Raw genomic sequence first — 17,005 nt, 5'->3', positions numbered from 1 at the left:
CACTCGGACGCCGACCGGCCTCTCCCCTTCATTTCAACATTCAAATTACAATGTAAAGGCACCGGGTGGGTCGTTTCACCCGGTGCTCTACACAACCAAAAACCAACAACGACAACACGCTGCCAGGGGGAGGGCCGCTGGCCTTCAGCCGAGGAGGCGCTCGCGCAGGGTGTCGGTGTCCTCGTCGGTCCAGCCGTGCTCGGAGAGCCAGCCGAGGGTTCCGCCGTGCTCCTCGTCGACCCGGGCGAGGAACTTCTCCATGATGGCCGCGTGGGGCTGGTGGGTGTCGGCCGGACGGGAGTCGAGGTCGGCCGCGTAGGTGTCGCTGCCGCGCAGCCGGCGCAGGACCGCTTCGAGGCGTTCGCCGGTCTGGGCGTAGTCGGCGACGATCGCCTCGCGGGTGACGCCGGCGACGTCGAGGGCGAGTGCGCAGACGACTCCGGTGCGGTCCTTCCCAGCGGCGCAGTGGACGAGCGCGGCTCCATCGGTTCGGGTCATGACGCGCAGGGCGGCGACGACGGAGTCGCCGCGGTCGGCGAGGTAGCCGAGGTAGTGGCCGGTGGAGCGGTCCTGTTCGGGGCCGTCGGAGGGGCGCTCCTGCCAGGGCAGGGCCTTGTCGACGTCGGCGGCGACGTCGGTGTGGCGGCCGCCCTCGGCGAACAGCGAGAGCTGGTGGATCGTCACCGACGGCACGCGGGTGAGGGGGCCGGGTCCTTCGAGGCGCACCTCGGCGTCGCTGCGCAGGTCGATGACGTTCTTGAGGGCGTAGTCGTCGAGGAGGATCCGGACGTCGGCGACCGAGAGGTCCTGGAGGTTGTCGGAGCGCAGGACGCGCCCGAGCCGGGTGGTGCGGCCGTCGGCCGTGGGGAGGCCTCCGAGGTCGCGGGCGTTGACGGCACCGTCCAGTTCGATCCACCGAGAGTCATCTTCCATGACTTGTGACCCTATAGGGCGGCACCGTCCGCGCTCGGGGGCAGGGGCCCGGTGTGCCGGGGGTGATCAACTTGGCGGATGAGGGAGCCGGGCGGTACCGGGACCTGGGAGCCAGACGGTGAATGGCTCCGCAGCGGGGTGACCGGGCGGCCTCACGCTCCATAGCTTTCGAGGAGTCTTCTTCCGTGCGTTCAGCGTGACGTTCCACCCCCTGGTGAATGGAGTCTCCATGCCCGCGACCCTGTCCGCTCCGTCCCGGCCGGCCGAACGGTCGGCCGGCAGTGATTTCGCGCCGCTGGCGCGGCGCGTCCGCAGCAGCGGGCTGCTGGATCGGCGGCGCGGCTACTACGCGCGGGCGATCGGGTTGAACCTGGCGGCGACCGCCGCGGTGTGGGCGGCGGTCGCGTGGGCGGGGGACGGGTGGTGGACGGTCCTGCTGGGGATTCCGCTGGCCGTGCTGTCGGCGCGGGCGGCGTTCCTCGGGCATGACGCGGGGCACCGGCAGATCGCGCGGACTGCTCGGGCGAACCGGTGGCTGGGGTTGCTGCTGGGGAACCTTCTGCTGGGGATGGGCCACGGGTGGTGGAACGACAAGCACAACCGGCATCACGCGAATCCGAACCATGTCGGCAAGGACCCCGATGTGGGGGAGGGCGTGCTGGCGTGGACCAGTGAGCAGGCGGAGGGGAAGCGGGGTGTCCTGCGGTGGGTGGCGCGGCACCAGGCCGCGTTGTTCTTTCCGCTGCTGACGCTGGAGGGCGTGAACCTGAAGTTGGGGAGCCTGCTGTTCTTGCGTGGGCGTTCGCGGCGGGACCAGGTTCTGGAGGGCGGGCTGCTGCTCGTCCACGCGGTGGCGTATCTGGGGCTGGCGTTCGCGTTGCTTCCGGTGGGGCAGGCGCTGGCGCTGGTCGCGATTCAGCACGCGGTGTTCGGGGTGCACCTGGGTGCGGTGTTTGCGCCGAACCACAAGGGGATGGCGATGCCTGGGCCGGGTGAGCGGTGGGGGCATCTGCGGCGGCAGGTGCTGACGTCGCGGAACGTGCGGGGCGGTCTGGTGACGGACTGGCTGATGGGGGGCCTGAACTACCAGATCGAGCATCACCTGTTCCCGGGTGTTCCGCGGTGCAGTCTGCGTCGGTTGCGGCCGCTGGTGCGTGAGCACTGCGCGGCGGTGGGGTTGCCGTACGCGGAGACGGGGCTGGTGGAGTCGTACCGGCTGGCGCTGGGGCACATGCGGGAGGTCGGGGAGCCGCTGCGCTAGGGCGGGGCTATGCTCCGGGCCATGCCCGAGGGACACACGATTCACCGTCTGGCCGCCGAGCATCAGCGGATGTTCGGCGGCCTCGCCGTTTCCGCGACGAGTCCGCAGGGGCGGTTCCCCGAGGGGGCGCGGTGGTTGGACGGGCGGGTGCTGTCGGCGGCGGATGCGCATGGCAAGCATCTGCTGCTGGGGTTCGACGACGACCGGACGCTGCATGTGCATCTCGGCATCTACGGCAAGTACGCGTTCGGGGAGGGGCCGGCGCCGGCTCCGGTCGGGATGGTGCGGCTGCGGCTGGAGGGCGGCGGGCGTTACGCGGATCTGCGGGGTCCTAATACCTGCGAGCTACTGGAGCCGGGTGAGGTGAAGCTGCTGCGTGATCGGCTGGGGCCCGATCCGTTGCGGGAGGACGCCGATCCGGAGGCGGCGTGGCGGCGGATCAGCCGGGCGCGGACGCCGATCGCGGTGCTGCTGATGGATCAGTCGGTGGTGGCGGGGCCGGGGAACATCTACCGGGCGGAGGTGCTGTTCCGGCAGGGGATCGATCCGCGGTTGCCGGGGTCGCGGTTGGGTGCGCGGCAGTGGGCGGCGCTGTGGGACGACCTGGTGGGGTTGATGGCGGCGGGGGTGCGTGCGGGGCGGATCGACACGGTGCGGCCGGAGCATACGCCGGAGGCGATGGGGCGTGCGCCGCGGGTGGACGGTCATGGCGGGGAGGTGTACGTGTACCGGCGGGCGGGGCAGCCGTGCCTGGTGTGCGGGACGGCGGTGGCGTCGGGGGAGGTGGCGGGGCGGAACCTGTTCTGGTGTCCGGGGTGCCAGCCGCCGGCGGTGTGAGGGCCCCCTTCTGATCTTGGGTGTGCCGGGTGGCCGGTACGGGCTCGGTCTGGTCGAGCGTCCGTCGAGTTGTGGTGGGACGTACGTGATCGACCACGCGCTGTGCGCCGGGGGTTCCGGCGCTTCGTGAGCGTGGCGCGGGTGGTGGGCGCGGAGACCTCGCGGACGCGTCGGCGGAACTTGGTCGGCCCGGGATGACTCGCGCATGCCGGGCCGACTCTGGCGACACCGGCTCAGGCCGGGGCGGGCAGCTGGATCGAGGCGAGTGTGGCCGGGTCGACGACGATGTGGATGCCGGTGATCCGGCCTTGGGCGACGGTGAAGGCGATGACGGAGAGAGGCGTTCCGTCGGCACGCCAGGACATGTGGCCAGGAACCCCGTTGACCAGCACGGGCCGGTGGCGGGCGGCTTCGCCGGAGAACATGCGGGCACCGGCGGCGACCTCGGTGGCGCCGAGGGTGACGACGATGCCGCCGGGTGTGTCGACGGTCAGCTTCACATCCGGGTCCAGGACACGCAGGAGCGCTTCGAAGTCGCCGCTGAGGGCGGCGGCGCGGAACGCCCGGACGACCTCTTGGTGCTCGCGGCCAGGGCCCGCCGGACGGTCCGTGGCCTGGACCTTCCGGCGGGCGCGGCTGGCGATCATCTTGGTGGCGCCGGCGGTCTTGCCCAGGATCTGGGCGATCTCGCGGAACGGGACGGCGAACATGTCGTGCAGGACGAACGCCAGGCGCTCGCTCGGGGTGAGCGAGTCGAGCACGACGAGCAGGGCGAGGCCGACCGAATCGGCCAGCACGGCCTGCTCGTCCGGCGCGGGGGCGTCCGCGGGTGTCACGACGAGGTCCGCGAACTGCTGCCCATAGGCGGCTTCGGGGTGGGCTTGGCGCGCTCTCAGGACGTCCAGGCTGATGCGGCCGACCACGGTGGTCAGCCAGCCCGCCAGATTGGCGATGGTCGCCTCGTCTTGGCGGACGAGGCGCATCCAGGCTTCCTGGACTACGTCCTCGGCGTCGGCGTGCGAGCCCAGCACGCGGTAGGCGACGGCGCGCAGCCGATCGCGCTGGGCTTCGAACGCCTCGGTCACGAGGCCGGACGGGTGGGGGGTCACGGCTTTCGCTGCTGACGCAAGGAGATTCGGTTGCCGTCCGGGTCGACCGCCTCGATGCGAACTCCGAACGGGTAGTCCACGGGTTCGGGGTCTGCGAAGGTGACGCCGCGCCGGCGCAGGATCTCGAAGTCCTTGCGCAGATCGTCGGATTCGAGGATCAGCGGACCGGGCGCGGCGCTCCGGCCCGCCCCGTCCGGCTGTCCCGCGGCCGCCGCATGCGACCACAGGATGATCTGCACCGGGCTGCCCGGAACACCGACGGTGAGGAAGCGTCCGTCGGGCCCCGAGAAGTCGATCCGCTTCTCCAGGCCGAGCCCGTCGGTGTAGAACCTCAGCGCGCGGTCCTGATCGGTGACGTAGACCGTCACGTACATGAAACTGGTCAGCATCCCGTCCTCGATTCACTCGTTGGTGCGGCGGCCGTTCGTTTCGGCCGTCACACCCATGACGAGTGCCGGCGGGAGGAGGTAACAGGGAGGGGCGGTGCCCGCCGGGGCCTGCGCTCAGCCTCCTCGTGGGCCTTCGCGTCGGGTGGCGGGTCAGGTCTGGTCGGGGGTGTAGCGGGCGGCGAGGGTGCGGGCGGTGTCGGCGATCATGGCGCGGAGGTGCGGGGGGGCGATGACCTCGACGTCGGCGCCGAGTTTGAGGAACTCGACGTGGGCGTGGCGGACGGATTCGATGGGGAGGGTGGCGTGGACCCAGCCGTCGGGGCCGGGTGGGGTGGCGGTGTCGAGGGCGGCGCGGGCCATGGTGGGCGGGAGGAGGATCTGGGTGCGGGTGAGGCCGTCGGGGGAGAGTTTGACGGTGGCGTGTTCGCGGTAGGCGTCGGCTTCGAAGCGTTCGGCGTAGGCGGCCCAGAAGGCGGCGAGGTCGAATCCGTGGGGGCGGTCGAAGTGGTCGGGGAGTGTGCGCAGGGTCAGGACGCGTGAGATGCGGTAGGTGCGGGGTTCGTGCGCGGTGTCGCCGGATGTCTCGTCGGTGTCGGTGTGGGGTGGGTCGTCGGGGGCGGGGCGGGCGATGAGGTACCAGGTGCCGGCCTTGAGGACGACGCCGAGGGGTTCCAGGCGGCGGGTGACCTGCTGGGGTCGGCGCCAGCGGCGGTAGAGCACCTCGATGCGGCGCTGGTTCCAGACGGCGTCGGCGATGGCGTGCAGGTGGGGGACGTCGTCGGGGGCGCGGAACCAGCCGGGGGCGTCGAGGTGGAAGCGTTCGCGGATGCGGGTGGCGCGGGTGCGCAGGTCGGGTGGGAGGGCGGCCATGAGTTTGAGTTCGGCGGCGAGGACGTCGCCGAGGCCGAGTTGGGAGGCGGGGCCGGGGAGGCCGGACAGGGTGAGGGATTCGGCCTCGGTGGCGGTGAGGCCGGTGAGGCGGGTGCGGTAGCCGTTGAGGAGGCGGTAGCCGCCGTCGGGTCCGCGGTCGGCGTAGACGGGGACGCCGGCGGCGCTGAGGGATTCGACGTCGCGGTAGACGGTGCGGACGGAGACTTCCAGTTCGGCGGCCAGTTCCCGGGCGGTCATGCGTTCCCTGGCCTGCAGGAGCAGGAGGAGGGACAGCAGCCGGCTCGCGCGCATGGGTCCAGTGTGCCGGGTGCGGTGGCGGTGCTGTGGCGGGGTGGGGTCAGCCGTGCAGGGCGTACTGCATGGGGCGGAACTTGGCGCGGGCTTCGGCGAGTTCGGCGTCGGGGTCGGAGTCGGCGACGATGCCGCAGCCGGCGAACAGGCGGGCGCGGGTGCCGTCGATCTCGGCGCAGCGCAGGGCGATGCCCCATTCGCCGTCGCCGCGGGCGTCGACCCAGCCGACGGGGCCGGCGTAGCGGCCGCGGTCCATGCCTTCGAGTTCGCGGATGAGGTCCATGGCGGTGTCGGTGGGGGTGCCGCAGACGGCGGGGGTGGGGTGCAGGGCGGCGACGACGTCGAGGACGGAGCGGTCGGCGGCCAGGCGTCCGCGCAGGGGGGAGGCGAGGTGCAGGACGTTGGGGAGGGTGAGCAGTTCGGGTTCGTCGGGGACGGTGAGGTGGGCGCAGAGGGGGGCGAGGGCGTCGCGGACCATCTCGGCGGCGTAGCGGTGCTCTTCGCGGTCCTTGGCGGAGGTGAAGAGGCGGGCGGCGCGGGCCTGGTCGTCGGCGGGGGTGTCGCCGCGGGCGGTGGTGCCGGCGAGGACGAGGGATTCGATGTCGCCGCCGGTGCGGCGGATGAGGAGTTCGGGGGTGGCGCCGACCATGCCGGCGCAGGAGAAGGTGTAGCAGCCGGGGTAGCGGGCGGCGAGGCGTTGGAGGAGGACGCGGGCGTCGATGGGGGTGTCGGCGCGGACGGTGAGGTCGCGGGCGAGGACGACTTTGCCGAGGTGGCCGGTGTTGTCGGCGGGGCGGGGCGGTGGTGGGGCGGTGGGGGCGCCGGTGAGGAGGTGGCCGCGGCGGATGCGGTCGACGGCGGTGGCGACGGCGTGCTTCCAGGCGTGTTCGGGGAGGGCGCCGTCGCTCCAGCGCAGGCCGGTGGGTGCCTGGGGCGGGTTGGCGAGGGTGAGGGGGTCGGTGTCGTCGCCGATGGTGGTGAGCCAGGCGCGGCCGTCGCGTCGGCCGAGGATGCGGCGGGGGATGATGAGGGTGGAGTCGGGGGATTTGGGGTCGAAGCCGAAGGTGCCGAAGGCGACGGGTCCGGAGCCGGGGGCGTTGACGGTGTCGTCGACGGCGGCGGCGCCGAACAGGTCGTGGAGCATGCGGGCGGCGGCGTCGAAGCGGTCGTGGCCGCCGGGGAGGGTGAGGCGGGCGGCTTCGCCCCAGCCGACGATTCCTTCGCCGTGGCGGATCCAGGCGAGCGCGGAGGGGTGCGGAAGCCGCGCGATGAGGTCGCCCGGGTCGGGGATCGGGACGGTGCGGACGGTGAGTCGGTCCGGTGCTGTCACGGCGAGCTTCACGTGAGCCACTGTACGCCAGATTTGAACCTGTTCAAACGGGCGGGGTGGCGGTGGGGGGTGAGGTGTGCGCCACAGGGGCCTGGTTGCGCGTATGCCCGTCGGTCCCGTCCCCATGCGCGGGGACGGGACGCGGCGGCGCGGCGCGGCGTGCCGGGGCCGGGGTCAGCGGCGGGCGGTGCCGGTGAGCTTCCAGGCGGCGGGCAGCAGTCCGGCGGCCAGCAGGACCTTCAGTGCGTCGCCGGCGAGGAACGGGGTGACGCCCAGGTCGAGGGCCTTGGCGAGGTCGACGTGCAGGGCGGCCATCAGGTAGGGGACGCCCGCGGCGTACATGATGGCGGTTCCGGTGAGCATGGTGCCGATGGTGCGCAGCGGGGTGCGGTCGCCGCCGAGCTGGGCGAGGCGTCCGACGACGGCGGCGGCGGCGACGAATCCGATGATGTAGCCGAGGGTGGGGAATCCGGCGCCGGAGGTGCCGTCGGTGAACCAGGGGACGCCGGCCATTCCGGCGAGCAGGTAGACCAGCATGCCCAGGCCGGCGCGGCCGAAGCCGAGGGCGGCGCCGGTGAGCAGCACCGCGAAGGTCTGTCCGGTCACCGGCACGGGGGTGCCGGGCAGCGGGACCGCGATCTGCGCGGCGAGGCCGACGAAGGCGGCGGCGCCGATGACGAGCGCGGCGTCGCGGGCCAGCGAGCCGGGCAGCAGGTCGCCCAGGACGGCGGGACGCCGCCGGGCTGCGTGGGCAGTAGCCACAGATCCTCCCAAAACGGTTGTGTCAGGCCGAAACCTAGCGAACTGCTTTTCCGGAGTGGACGCCGCGGCCTACAGAAACGAGCGCCCCCGCTTTGTCGCCGATCCCGCATCGAGGTCGGCGCGCGGCTCGCCGGCGAGGTAGACCATGTCGGGCTCGCCGCGCGGCACGGGGACGGGCCTGGCCTCCACGGACCCGAACCGGTCCCGCAGCAGCGCCTCGAACGCGGGCGCGGCGCCCGCGCTCCACACCGCGAGCACGCCGCGCGGCGTCAGCAGCGCCGCGAGGGCGTCCAGGCCGGTGGCCGCGTACAGGCGGGCGTTGCCGGGGGTGACGGTCCAGTCGGGGCCGTTGTCGATGTCCAGGCACACCGCGTCGAAGCGGCCCGTGCCGGGGGCGGTGACGTAGTCGAGCAGGTCGGCGCGTTCGACGGTGACGCGGGGGTCGTCCAGGGCGCCCCGGGACCAGGGCCGCAGCGCGGTGGCGTGCCAGGCGACGACGGCGGGCTCGCGCTCGACGACGGTGACGTGCTCCACGTCGTCGCCGGTGAGGGCCTCGACGAGGGAGAACCCGACGCCCAGGCCGCCGATGAGGACCCGCGCCGGCCCGCCGGGGCGCCGCGCGGCCGCGTCGAGGGCGGCGCGGACCAGCAGCCGCTCGGACTCGCCGTTGCGGGTGTCCATCAGGAACACGCCGTTGCTGATGATCTCGTAGTGGCCGCCCGCCCGGCGCAGCACCAGTTCGCCGCCCAGGCCGGCGGCGCGCTCGACCACCTCGGCCGTCGCCGCCGGTTCTCCGCGTGTGTCCGCAGCCGATCCCATGATCGCACCCTAGCCGCCGCGGGCACCGGCCCGGAGGGGTTCCCGGGGCTGGGTGGTCTGGGCGGGGGCGGCGCCGTCGGCTACGGTGCCGGGCATGCCCGACATCGAGCCGCCCGGCGGGCTGCTGCCGGACCGCCGGATCCTGGTCGTCGGCGCGGGGACGCGCCCCAGCGACGACCCCGCCGCGCCGGTCGGGAACGGCCGCGCGATCGCGGTCACCGCCGCGCGGGAGGGCGCGGTGGTCGCGTGCGCCGACGTCGACGCGCACGCCGCCGGGCAGACCGCCGCGATGATCGAGGCCGAGGGGGGCCGGGCCCGGGTGGTGACGGCGGACGTGACCGACCCGGCGGCCTGCGACCGCGTGGTGCTCCAGGCCGTGGAGGCACTCGGCGGCCTGGACGGGGTGGTGTTCAACGCGGGGATCGGCATCGGGTACGGGCTGGCGGGCACGGCGCTGGCCGACTGGGACCGTGTCCTGCACGTCAACCTGCGGGCGCCGTTCCTGGTCGGCAAGGCCGCGATGCCGGCGCTGGAGGCGGGCGGGGCGATGGTGTTCATCGGGTCGCTGGCCGGGACCAAGCCGGGTTCGCGGTCGCCGTCCTACGACGCCTCCAAGGCGGGTCTGACCGGGCTGGTGCGCCACATCGCCGCCGAGGGCGCGCCCCGCGGCGTGCGCGCCAACGTGGTGGCGCCGGGCCTGATCGACACTGTGATGGGCCGCGACGCCTCCGCCGGGAACACCGGCCGCGACCGGGTCGCGGAGCTGATCCCGATGCGGCGGCAGGGCACCGCGTGGGAGGTCGCCGACGCTGCGGTGTTCCTGCTGTCGGACCGCGCGTCCTACGTCACCGGGCAGGTCCTGCACGTCGACGGCGGCCTGTCCACCCTGCGCTGACCCTGGGAGCGGAAGGAGCGCCGCCGGCAGCGCCCGGGGCACTGGGGGACGCGCCGACCCTGCGGACGGGTGGCCGGGCCGGGATGGCCGGGAACACACCTCCCCCTCACACCGTTACCGTGTAACGATGTAATCATCGGGAGGTGCGATGATCCCCCATGAGAGCGATCCCCGCGCGGACCGGCCCGCCGGGGACGAGCCGCCGCTGGACGCCTACTCGCGCGTCGTGACCGCCGTCGCCCGCGACCTGACGCCGCGCGTGGCGGCCCTGCGCGTCCGCCACCGCCGCGGCGAGGGCGCCGGGTCGGCCGTGGCGTTCACCGGCGACGGTTTCCTGCTCACCAACGCCCACGTCGTCGGCGCCGCCGCCGGCGGGCACGCCGCGTTCTCCGGCGGAGCCGAAGGCGCGTTCACCGTCGTCGGAACCGACCCCCTGTCGGACCTGGCCGTGCTCCGCGCCGAGGGGCCCGTCCCCGAACCGGTCACCCTCGGCGACGCCGACACCCTGGCCGTCGGGCAGCTCGTCGTCGCCGTCGGCAACCCCCTCGGCCTGGCCGGATCCGTCACCGCCGGCGTCGTGTCCGCCCTCGGCCGGTCCCTGCCGGCCTCCCAGCGCACCCGCACCGGCACCGCCGTCCGCGTCATCGAGGACGTCATCCAGACCGACGCCGCCCTCAACCCCGGCAACTCCGGCGGCGCGCTCGCCGACGCCCACGGCCGCGTCGTCGGCGTCAACACCGCCGTCGCCGGGATCGGCCTCGGCCTGGCCGTCCCCGTCAACGCCACCACCCGCCGCATCATCGACGCCCTCATCCGCGACGGCCGCGTGCGCCGCGCGTTCCTCGGCCTGGCCGCCGCGCCCGTCCCCGTGCCCGCCGACCTGCGCGAGCGCACCGGCCGCAGCGAGGCGCTGCGCGTCGCCGAGGTCGTGCCCGCCGGACCCGCCGACCGGGCCGGGCTGCGCAGCGGCGACCTGGTCCTGACCGCCGGCGGCGCGGCGGTCACCGACGCCCAGTCCCTGCAGCGGCTCATGTTCGCCGAGGCGATCGGCCGGCCCCTGCCGATCACCGTGCTGCGCAACGGCGCGATGGTCGACGTCATCGCCGAACCCGTCGAGCTCGACGCCGAGCACGCCTGACCCCCCTCAGGCGCCGCCCGGGCCGCGGAACGTCGCGCGGTAGGACGAGGGCGACACCCCGATCGCCGCGTGCAGGTGCGCGCGCAGCGACGCCGCCGTCCCGAACCCCGCCCGCTCGGCGACCCGGTCCACCGGCAGGTCGGTCTCCTCCAGCAGCCGCCGCGCCGCCTGCACCCGCTGCGCCGTCAGCCACACCTGCGGCGACACGCCCGTCTCCTGCCGGAACCGGCGCGTGAACGTCCGCACGCTCATCGACGCCCGCGCCGCCAGCTGCGCCAGCGTCACCGGCCGGTCCAGCCGCTCCAGCGCCCACGCCCGCGCCGCGCTCGTCGAGGACGCCCCCGCGGGCGGCACCGGCAGCGCCGTGAACTGCGCCTGCCCGCCCTCCCGGTGCGGCGGCACCACCGTGCGGCGCGCCACGTCCCCCGCCACCGCCGCGCCGTGATCACGGCGGATCATGTGCAGGCACAGGTCGATGCCCGCCGCCTCGCCCGCCGAGGTCAGCACCGCGCCCTCGTCGACGAACAGCACCGCCGCGTCCACCCGCACCGCCGGGAACATCTCCGCGAGCCGCCCGCACGACAGCCAGTGCGTCGTGGCGCGGCGCCCCTCCAGCAGCCCCGCCGCGGCCAGCACGAACGCGCCCGTGCACACCGACGCCACCCGCGCGCCCCGCCCCGCGGCCGCCGCCAGCGCCCCCGGCACCGGCCCCTGCCCGGGACGGCTCTCGTCCAGCACGTGCGACGCCGGCACCACCACCGTGTCCGCGGCCTCCAGCGCCTCCAGCCCGTGCCGCACCGCCACCGCGAAATCGGCGTCCGCCCGCACCTGCCCGGGCTCCACCCCGCACGACACCACCTCGTACAGCGGCGCGCCCTGCGCCGACCGCGCCTGCCCGAACAGCTGGTGGACGATGCCGAGCTCCATCGGCAGCACGCCCTCGCGCACCAGCACCGCCACCCGGTGGACCCCGCCCGCCATGGCCCGATCCTTGCACACCATGGCCGACCGGCCACTGACCACGGCCGCCGCCCGCCCGGCAGCATCGACACCAGACCAGCAAGGTCCCGACCAGCAAGACCGGCACACCGGGAAGGAAGACAGCGCCAGTGAACGTCCTGTGGATCTTCGCCCACCCCGACGGCCGCTCCCTCAACGGCGCGCTGCGCGACCACGGCGCCGCCACCCTGCGCCGCGAGGGCCACCGCGTCCGCCACTCCGACCTGTACGCGATGGGCTGGAACCCCGTGGTCGGCCCCGCCGACTTCGGCCACGACCCCGCCGACCGCCTCATCGTCGGGGCCGCGTCCGAACGCGCCCACGCCGCCGGCGCCCTGGCCCCCGACATCCGCGCCGAACACGACAAGATCACCTGGGCGGACGCGCTGGTCGTGCAGTTCCCCCTGTGGTGGTACGGGATGCCCGCCATCCTGAAGGGCTGGTTCGACCGCGTGTTCGTCCAGGGCTTCGCGTTCGGCGTCACCGACGGCTCAGGCCGCACCCTGCGCTACGGCGACGGCGGCCTGGCCGGCCGCCGCGCCCTGGTCGTCACCACCGCCGGCGCCCGCTCCCGCGGCCTTGGCCCCCGCGGCGTGCACGGCGCCGCCGAGGACCTGCTGTTCCCCCTCCTGCACGGCACGCTGTTCTACACCGGGATGGACGTCCTGCCGCCGCTGGTCATCACCGGCGCCGACCGCGCCGCCCCCGCCGACCACACCGCGGCCGCCGCCGCGCTGGACGCCCGCCTGCACGCCCTGCCCACCGCCGAACCCATCGCCTACCGCAGCGAGCGAGGCGGCGACTACACCGACGACCTCACCCTGCGCCCCCACCTGGCCCCCGGCCGCACCGGCCTCGCCATCCACCGCCGCCCGTCACCGGCGGCGTAGGCGGCTCACAGGAGAGTCAGCTGCTGCGGCGGCGCGGCAGGAGGCGGCTCAGCAGAAGGCGGCGGGGCGGGGGAGCGGCGGTGCGCCGCGCGGCCGCCGACGCCGTACTCGGCGGCAAGGTCACGGACTCGCCGCGCGATCCGCTCCTGGTACTCGCGCGGAGCGTAGGCGCCGCCGCGGTACAGGCGCGCGTACGGCACCACGAGCCCGGGGTGGTGCTCGCGCAGCCAGGACAGGAACCACTCGCGGGCCCCGGGGCGCAGGTGCAGCGTGATCGCCGACACCGACGTGGCGCCCGCCTCGGCGATCTGCCGGACCGCCGCCTCCAGCTGGGCGGGGGAGTCCGACAGGTAGGGAAGGACCGGGCCCATCAGCACCCCGCAGCCGACGCCCGCCTCGTTCAGCGCCGCGCACACCTCCAGCCGCCGCCGCGGCGGCGGCGCGCCCGGCTCCACCGCCCGCCCCAGGTCCCGGTCGAGCGACCCCACCGACACCGCCGCGCCGACCCGCGTGCGGGCCGCCGCCTCCGCCAGCAGCGGCAGGTCGCGCAGGATCAGCGAGCCCTTGGTCAGGATCGAGAACGGGTTGGCCGCCTCCGCCAGCGCCGCGATGATCCCCGGCATCAGCCGGTAGCGGCCCTCGGCCCGCTGGTAGCAGTCGACGTTGGTGCCCATCGCGATGTGCTCGCCCCGCCACCGCGGCGCCGCCAGCTCCGCCCGGACCCGCTCGGCGGCGTTCACCTTCACCACGATTCGCGAGTCGAAGTCCGCACCCGCATCAAAATCCAGATACTCGTGACTTTTCCGGGCGAAGCAGTAGGAACAGGCGTGGGTGCAGCCCCGGTAGGGGTTGACCGTCCAGCGGAACGGGACGCGGGACGCCTCGGGGACCTTGTTGACGACCGTCCGGGCGCGCACCTCGTAGAAGGTCATGCCGCGGAACTCCGGCGTGTCGAACGTGCGCGCCACCGCGCCGCGCTCGATCAGCGGCGGCGCCGGCCCGTCGTCCCCGTCCAGCCGGAGGTGATCCCAGCGCACCCCCACCTCCTCGAACACATGAACGAACCCGCGTCCCGCCAGTATGGAACGCGTGTTCGAAGATCGCAATGCGAAGATCAGGCGAAACGGGACAGTGAGGGATCACACGGGCGGCCGCGTTTCGTGCATGGCATCCCGGCGCGTGCGTAACAATGGGCCGCTATGGCATGGCGATCCAGGACCCGGCAAGTGGCGGCGGCGTTGGCGGCGGGAGCGTCGGCGAGCGCGCTCACCGCCTGCGGCATCACCGCCTTCGGCGGCACGACCGGGCGCGAGGACGGCCCCGTCCCCCCGGGAGCCGAGGCCGAGTGCCCGGCCGTCCCCGCCCCCGACGGCGCCGCCGGGCGCCAGCTGCGCGGCATGTGGATCGCCAGCGTCGGCAACATCGACTGGCCCAAGGACCCCCGCGCCTCCGCCGCCGACCAGCGCAGGCAGTTCACCCGCCTCCTCGACACCGCCTCCGCGATGAACATGAACGCCGTGTTCGTCCAGATCCGCCCCAACTCCGACGCGTTCTACGACTCCCCCTACGAGCCGTGGTCGCAGTGGCTCACCGGCACCCAGGGCAAGAACCCCGGCTACGACGTCCTGGCCTTCATGATCAAGGAGGCCCACGCCCGCAACCTGGAGTTCCACGCCTGGTTCAACCCCTACCGCGTCTCCCGCCACGACGACCTGAAGAAGCTGTCGCCCAAGAGCCCCGCCCGCAAGCACCCCGACTGGGTCCGCAAGTACGGCAAGGGCCTGTGGTACGACCCCGGCCTGCCCCAGGTCCGCGACCTGGCCGCCAACGCCGTCATGGACGTCGTCACCAAGTACGACATCGACGCCGTCCACTTCGACGACTACTTCTACCCCTACCCCGAGGACGGCGACTTCCCCGATGACGCCGCCTTCAAGGCCTACGGCGGCGGCATGAAGCGCGCCGACTGGCGCCGCCGCAACGTCGACACCCTCGTGGAGTCGCTGTCGGGCCGCATCCACGCCGCCAAACCCTGGGTCCGCTTCGGCATCAGCCCCTTCGGCGTGTGGCGCAACAAGAGCAGCGACCCCGCCGGGTCGCCCACCGCCGCCCTGCAGAGCTACGACGACATCTACGCCGACACCCGCAAATGGATCAAACGCGGCTGGCTCGACTACGTCACCCCCCAGCTGTACTGGCCCATCGGCGACGCCCGCGCCGACTACGCCGAACTCGCCCCCTGGTGGGCCCGCCAGGTCGAGGGCACCGGCGTCCAGCTGACCATCGGGCAGGCCGCCTACCGCGTCGGCGAGGACGCCGCCTGGCGCAAGCCCGCCGAACTGTCGCGCCACCTCACCCTGAACGCCAAGTACCCGCAGATCAGCGGTGACGTGTTCTTCAGCGCCTCCGACATCGCCGCCAACCGGCGCGGATCCGCCGCCCGCATCCGCGCCGACCACTACACTCGCCCCGCCGTCCCGCCCGTCCCCGCCCGGCGCGGCGGGCAGGCGCCCCCGCCCGTCCAGGGCACCACGGCCGCCCCCGCCACCGGCAAGGACGGCAAGGACGGCAAGGGCGTGAAGGGCGTGAAGGTCACCTGGCGCGCCTCGCAGGGCGCCGCCTCCTACGCCGTCTACCGCGTCGAGGGCGCCAAACCCGGCTGCGCGCCCGTCGACCCCCGCCGCCTCATCGCCGATGTCCGCGGCGGCGGCATCATCGACCCCACCGCCAAGCCCGGACGCTCCTACACCTACTCCGTCACCGCCCTGGACCGCCTCCACCACGAGAGCCGCCCCGGGCGCGGCGCAACGGCCACCGCCCCCGAGGGATAATGATCATGCTCCCTGGGGAGGAATCTCACACCTGAGCACCCCCCGGAGGTATGAAGCATGGCGCTGTCGATGGAGGAGCAGCGGATCCTCAGCCAGATCGAGGTCCGCCTGAAGGAGGACGACCCGCGGCTGGCCCAGCGCCTCGCCCGCCTCGGCACCCCCCGCGCCCGCCGCGCCCGCACGATCGTCCTCGCCGCGGCCGCCGTCATCATCGTCCTGGCCGCGATCGGCGCCGGAATCGCCGCAGCGATCCTCTAGACGCAGCCCGCCCGCCCCGGGCCCCGGCTCCACGGCGGCCCGGGCAGGGAGGCCCTTCGCGCCCACACGGTGGCCGCGGAGGCGGCACGAGCGCGCCTCCACGGCCACCGCGGCACGGCCGGGTCAGCGGACGCGGTCGTAGATCACGGCCATCTCGCCCAGCTCACCGGTCTCCTGGCGGCTCACCGCCCACCTGGTGGACGGCAGGCCGTCCTCGAACAGCCGCCCCCCGCCCCCGGCGATCTCGGGCAGGACCAGCAGGTACAGCCGGTCGACGAGGTCGGCGGCCAGCAGCGGCTTGATGACGCTGGCGCTGCTGTTGACCAGGATGTCGCCCCCGCCCTCGGCCCGCAGTCCCGCGACGACGTCCGCGGCGGGAGCGTTCACCACGCGGGTGCGTTCCCACGGCGCCTCGGTCAAGGTGGTGGACAGCACCACCTTCTCGGTGTCGACCAGCCACTTGGCGTATCCGCGGTCGCGCGGATCGGCGCCCGCGTCCTCGGCGACCGTCGGCCAGAAACCCATGAAGCCCTCGGCGTTGACCCTGCCCAGCAGCGCCGTCGTGGCGCCCTGGTGGATCCGGGTGAGGTGGTCCCGGGCCACCTCGCTGGTCACATACGGGACGAACAAGTCGAAGTCGCTGGGCCCGCCGGGGCCGTGGTAGCGGCCGTCGAGGGTGAGGGCCAGGTTCGCGGTCACCCTGCGGTCGGTAGTGCCGGTCATCTCGTGCTCCTTGAGTCATCGTCATGTTCGGTGTCGTACTCGGTGTCGTGCCCCGTGGCCTGCGAAGATTCCGCGGCGAGGACCGCCGCGAGCTTGTCGAGGCTCTGCCCGAAGCCGATCTCGATGCCCGCGACGAAGTCCGCGGACTCGACCGTGCTGCCGGTGATCCGGACCCGGGCGTCCAGGCCGGTGCCGGCGCCCTCGGGGCGCAGGTCGAGACCGACGTGGGCGGTGAAGGCCGCGTCCCCGTCCGGCAGCACCGGGGAGGACCGGTAGGACAGGCGCTCGCCCGGCCGCACCTCGTCGACCACGCCCTCGGCGCGCCCGGCGACCACGTCCGACCCGCCGGCGTCCTCGGCGTCGCGGTACTCCAGGACGACCCTGCCGCCCGGCCGCGCCTCGAAGACGAGTGCGGACACCCGCAGGTCCTGCGGTGCCCACCACTCCGCCAGCAGCGACGGCTCGGTGAGGTGACGCCAGACCTGCTCGGGACCCCGCGGCAGCGACCGGGCGAAGGCGAACACGCGGCCGTCGGCCCACCCCGCCTCCCGCGCCGCGAGCCGCTCCGCCACCAGGCCCGCCCCGTAGCGGTCGAAGGTCTCGCGCGCGCCGCCGAGCCGGTCGGCGTCGTCGGCAAGGCGGCCGAGCG

At 74.0% G+C, this 17,005-nt stretch carries 18 protein-coding genes; 7 read left to right on the top strand and 11 right to left on the bottom strand.

What is annotated here, in order from left to right; all coding sequences use genetic code 11:
* Nucleotides 1-144: 144 nt before the first annotated feature.
* On the bottom strand, nucleotides 145-933 hold the full coding sequence (locus AB0K37_RS25310; protein ID WP_363985120.1) for a tyrosine-protein phosphatase: 789 nt from the start codon (nucleotides 931-933) through the stop codon (nucleotides 145-147).
* Between the two features lie 229 nt (nucleotides 934-1,162).
* Between AB0K37_RS25310 and AB0K37_RS25305 the strand changes: the two genes are divergently transcribed.
* On the top strand, nucleotides 1,163-2,194 hold the full coding sequence (locus AB0K37_RS25305; RefSeq protein WP_363985118.1) for an acyl-CoA desaturase: 1,032 nt from the start codon (nucleotides 1,163-1,165) through the stop codon (nucleotides 2,192-2,194).
* Nucleotides 2,195-2,215: 21 nt separating this feature from the next.
* On the top strand, nucleotides 2,216-3,031 hold the full coding sequence (locus AB0K37_RS25300; protein WP_363985116.1) for a DNA-formamidopyrimidine glycosylase family protein: 816 nt from the start codon (nucleotides 2,216-2,218) through the stop codon (nucleotides 3,029-3,031).
* 233 nt (nucleotides 3,032-3,264) lie between these two features.
* Here AB0K37_RS25300 and AB0K37_RS25295 read toward each other — a convergent pair whose 3' ends face one another.
* The 6 genes from AB0K37_RS25295 to AB0K37_RS25270 form a co-directional block, all read right to left on the bottom strand.
* Nucleotides 3,265-4,140, bottom strand: coding sequence for a sigma-70 family RNA polymerase sigma factor (locus AB0K37_RS25295; RefSeq protein WP_363985114.1), 876 nt, complete (start codon nucleotides 4,138-4,140; stop codon nucleotides 3,265-3,267).
* Nucleotides 4,137-4,529 carry a VOC family protein gene (locus AB0K37_RS25290; RefSeq protein WP_363985112.1) on the bottom strand — a complete coding sequence of 131 codons (393 nt, stop codon included), beginning with the start codon at nucleotides 4,527-4,529 and terminating at the stop codon, nucleotides 4,137-4,139. The genes AB0K37_RS25295 and AB0K37_RS25290 overlap by 4 nt, the downstream gene beginning before the upstream one ends.
* 150 nt (nucleotides 4,530-4,679) lie before the next feature.
* Entirely contained in the window at nucleotides 4,680-5,711 is a 1,032-nt protein-coding gene (locus AB0K37_RS25285; RefSeq protein ID WP_363985110.1) for a YafY family protein, read from the bottom strand.
* Between the two features lie 46 nt (nucleotides 5,712-5,757).
* Nucleotides 5,758-7,053: an isochorismate synthase gene (locus AB0K37_RS25280; protein WP_363985108.1), complete on the bottom strand. Its 1,296-nt coding sequence runs from the start codon at nucleotides 7,051-7,053 to the stop codon at nucleotides 5,758-5,760.
* Between the two features lie 162 nt (nucleotides 7,054-7,215).
* Nucleotides 7,216-7,803: a biotin transporter BioY gene (locus AB0K37_RS25275; RefSeq protein WP_363985106.1), complete on the bottom strand. Its 588-nt coding sequence runs from the start codon at nucleotides 7,801-7,803 to the stop codon at nucleotides 7,216-7,218.
* Between the two features lie 69 nt (nucleotides 7,804-7,872).
* A complete protein-coding gene (locus tag AB0K37_RS25270) occupies nucleotides 7,873-8,622 on the bottom strand; it encodes a spermidine synthase (protein ID WP_363985104.1) in 750 nt (249 codons plus the stop codon).
* 94 nt (nucleotides 8,623-8,716) lie between these two features.
* On the opposite strand from AB0K37_RS25270, the gene AB0K37_RS25265 reads away from it, so the two are divergent.
* Nucleotides 8,717-9,517: an SDR family oxidoreductase gene (locus tag AB0K37_RS25265; RefSeq protein ID WP_363985102.1), complete on the top strand. Its 801-nt coding sequence runs from the start codon at nucleotides 8,717-8,719 to the stop codon at nucleotides 9,515-9,517.
* 148 nt (nucleotides 9,518-9,665) lie between these two features.
* On the top strand, nucleotides 9,666-10,655 hold the full coding sequence (locus AB0K37_RS25260) for a trypsin-like peptidase domain-containing protein (protein ID WP_363985100.1): 990 nt from the start codon (nucleotides 9,666-9,668) through the stop codon (nucleotides 10,653-10,655).
* 6 nt (nucleotides 10,656-10,661) lie between these two features.
* On the opposite strand, the gene AB0K37_RS25255 is transcribed toward AB0K37_RS25260, so the two are convergent.
* Nucleotides 10,662-11,636, bottom strand: a complete 975-nt coding sequence (locus AB0K37_RS25255) for a helix-turn-helix domain-containing protein (RefSeq protein ID WP_363985098.1) — start codon at nucleotides 11,634-11,636, stop codon at nucleotides 10,662-10,664.
* A 128-nt stretch (nucleotides 11,637-11,764) separates the two neighbouring features.
* Between AB0K37_RS25255 and AB0K37_RS25250 the strand changes: the two genes are divergently transcribed.
* Nucleotides 11,765-12,544, top strand: coding sequence for an NAD(P)H-dependent oxidoreductase (locus AB0K37_RS25250; protein WP_363985096.1), 780 nt, complete (start codon nucleotides 11,765-11,767; stop codon nucleotides 12,542-12,544).
* 5 nt (nucleotides 12,545-12,549) lie between these two features.
* On the opposite strand, the gene AB0K37_RS25245 is transcribed toward AB0K37_RS25250, so the two are convergent.
* The gene (locus AB0K37_RS25245) at nucleotides 12,550-13,581 is read right to left on the bottom strand and encodes an Rv2578c family radical SAM protein (RefSeq protein WP_363985094.1); all 1,032 of its coding nucleotides are present in this window, start codon (nucleotides 13,579-13,581) and stop codon (nucleotides 12,550-12,552) included.
* A gap of 189 nt (nucleotides 13,582-13,770) precedes the next feature.
* On the opposite strand from AB0K37_RS25245, the gene AB0K37_RS25240 reads away from it, so the two are divergent.
* Together AB0K37_RS25240 and AB0K37_RS25235 are read left to right on the top strand one after the other, a co-directional pair.
* Nucleotides 13,771-15,375: a family 10 glycosylhydrolase gene (locus AB0K37_RS25240; RefSeq protein WP_363985092.1), complete on the top strand. Its 1,605-nt coding sequence runs from the start codon at nucleotides 13,771-13,773 to the stop codon at nucleotides 15,373-15,375.
* 57 nt (nucleotides 15,376-15,432) lie between these two features.
* A complete protein-coding gene (locus AB0K37_RS25235) occupies nucleotides 15,433-15,633 on the top strand; it encodes a DUF3040 domain-containing protein (protein WP_329090855.1) in 201 nt (66 codons plus the stop codon).
* A 123-nt stretch (nucleotides 15,634-15,756) separates the two neighbouring features.
* Here AB0K37_RS25235 and AB0K37_RS25230 read toward each other — a convergent pair whose 3' ends face one another.
* Both AB0K37_RS25230 and AB0K37_RS25225 read right to left on the bottom strand, forming a co-directional pair.
* Nucleotides 15,757-16,356: a dihydrofolate reductase family protein gene (locus AB0K37_RS25230; protein WP_363985090.1), complete on the bottom strand. Its 600-nt coding sequence runs from the start codon at nucleotides 16,354-16,356 to the stop codon at nucleotides 15,757-15,759.
* A partial coding sequence (locus AB0K37_RS25225; RefSeq protein WP_363985088.1) for an SRPBCC domain-containing protein occupies nucleotides 16,353-17,005 on the bottom strand: 653 nt, incomplete at its 5' end. The genes AB0K37_RS25230 and AB0K37_RS25225, both read right to left, overlap by 4 nt.

The organism is Actinomadura sp. NPDC049753, from assembly GCF_040674655.1.
Lineage (GTDB): Bacteria > Actinomycetota > Actinomycetes > Streptosporangiales > Streptosporangiaceae > Spirillospora > Spirillospora verrucosospora.
The sequence above is the reverse complement of the archived record's forward strand: the minus strand, read 5'-3'. Positions and strand labels throughout refer to the sequence as shown.

Bases quoted from the DNA above. Each gene is read 5' to 3' on its own strand.
- AB0K37_RS25310 (WP_363985120.1), bottom strand. From the start codon at position 933: ATGGAAGATGACTCTCGGTGGATCGAACTGGACGGTGCCGTCAACGCC.
- AB0K37_RS25305 (WP_363985118.1), top strand. From the start codon at position 1,163: ATGCCCGCGACCCTGTCCGCTCCGTCCCGGCCGGCCGAACGGTCGGCC.
- AB0K37_RS25300 (WP_363985116.1), top strand. From the start codon at position 2,216: ATGCCCGAGGGACACACGATTCACCGTCTGGCCGCCGAGCATCAGCGG.
- AB0K37_RS25290 (WP_363985112.1), bottom strand. From the start codon at position 4,529: ATGCTGACCAGTTTCATGTACGTGACGGTCTACGTCACCGATCAGGAC.
- AB0K37_RS25285 (WP_363985110.1), bottom strand. From the start codon at position 5,711: ATGCGCGCGAGCCGGCTGCTGTCCCTCCTCCTGCTCCTGCAGGCCAGG.
- AB0K37_RS25270 (WP_363985104.1), bottom strand. From the start codon at position 8,622: ATGGGATCGGCTGCGGACACACGCGGAGAACCGGCGGCGACGGCCGAG.
- AB0K37_RS25265 (WP_363985102.1), top strand. From the start codon at position 8,717: ATGCCCGACATCGAGCCGCCCGGCGGGCTGCTGCCGGACCGCCGGATC.
- AB0K37_RS25260 (WP_363985100.1), top strand. From the start codon at position 9,666: ATGATCCCCCATGAGAGCGATCCCCGCGCGGACCGGCCCGCCGGGGAC.
- AB0K37_RS25255 (WP_363985098.1), bottom strand. From the start codon at position 11,636: ATGGCGGGCGGGGTCCACCGGGTGGCGGTGCTGGTGCGCGAGGGCGTG.
- AB0K37_RS25235 (WP_329090855.1), top strand. From the start codon at position 15,433: ATGGCGCTGTCGATGGAGGAGCAGCGGATCCTCAGCCAGATCGAGGTC.
- AB0K37_RS25230 (WP_363985090.1), bottom strand. From the start codon at position 16,356: ATGACCGGCACTACCGACCGCAGGGTGACCGCGAACCTGGCCCTCACC.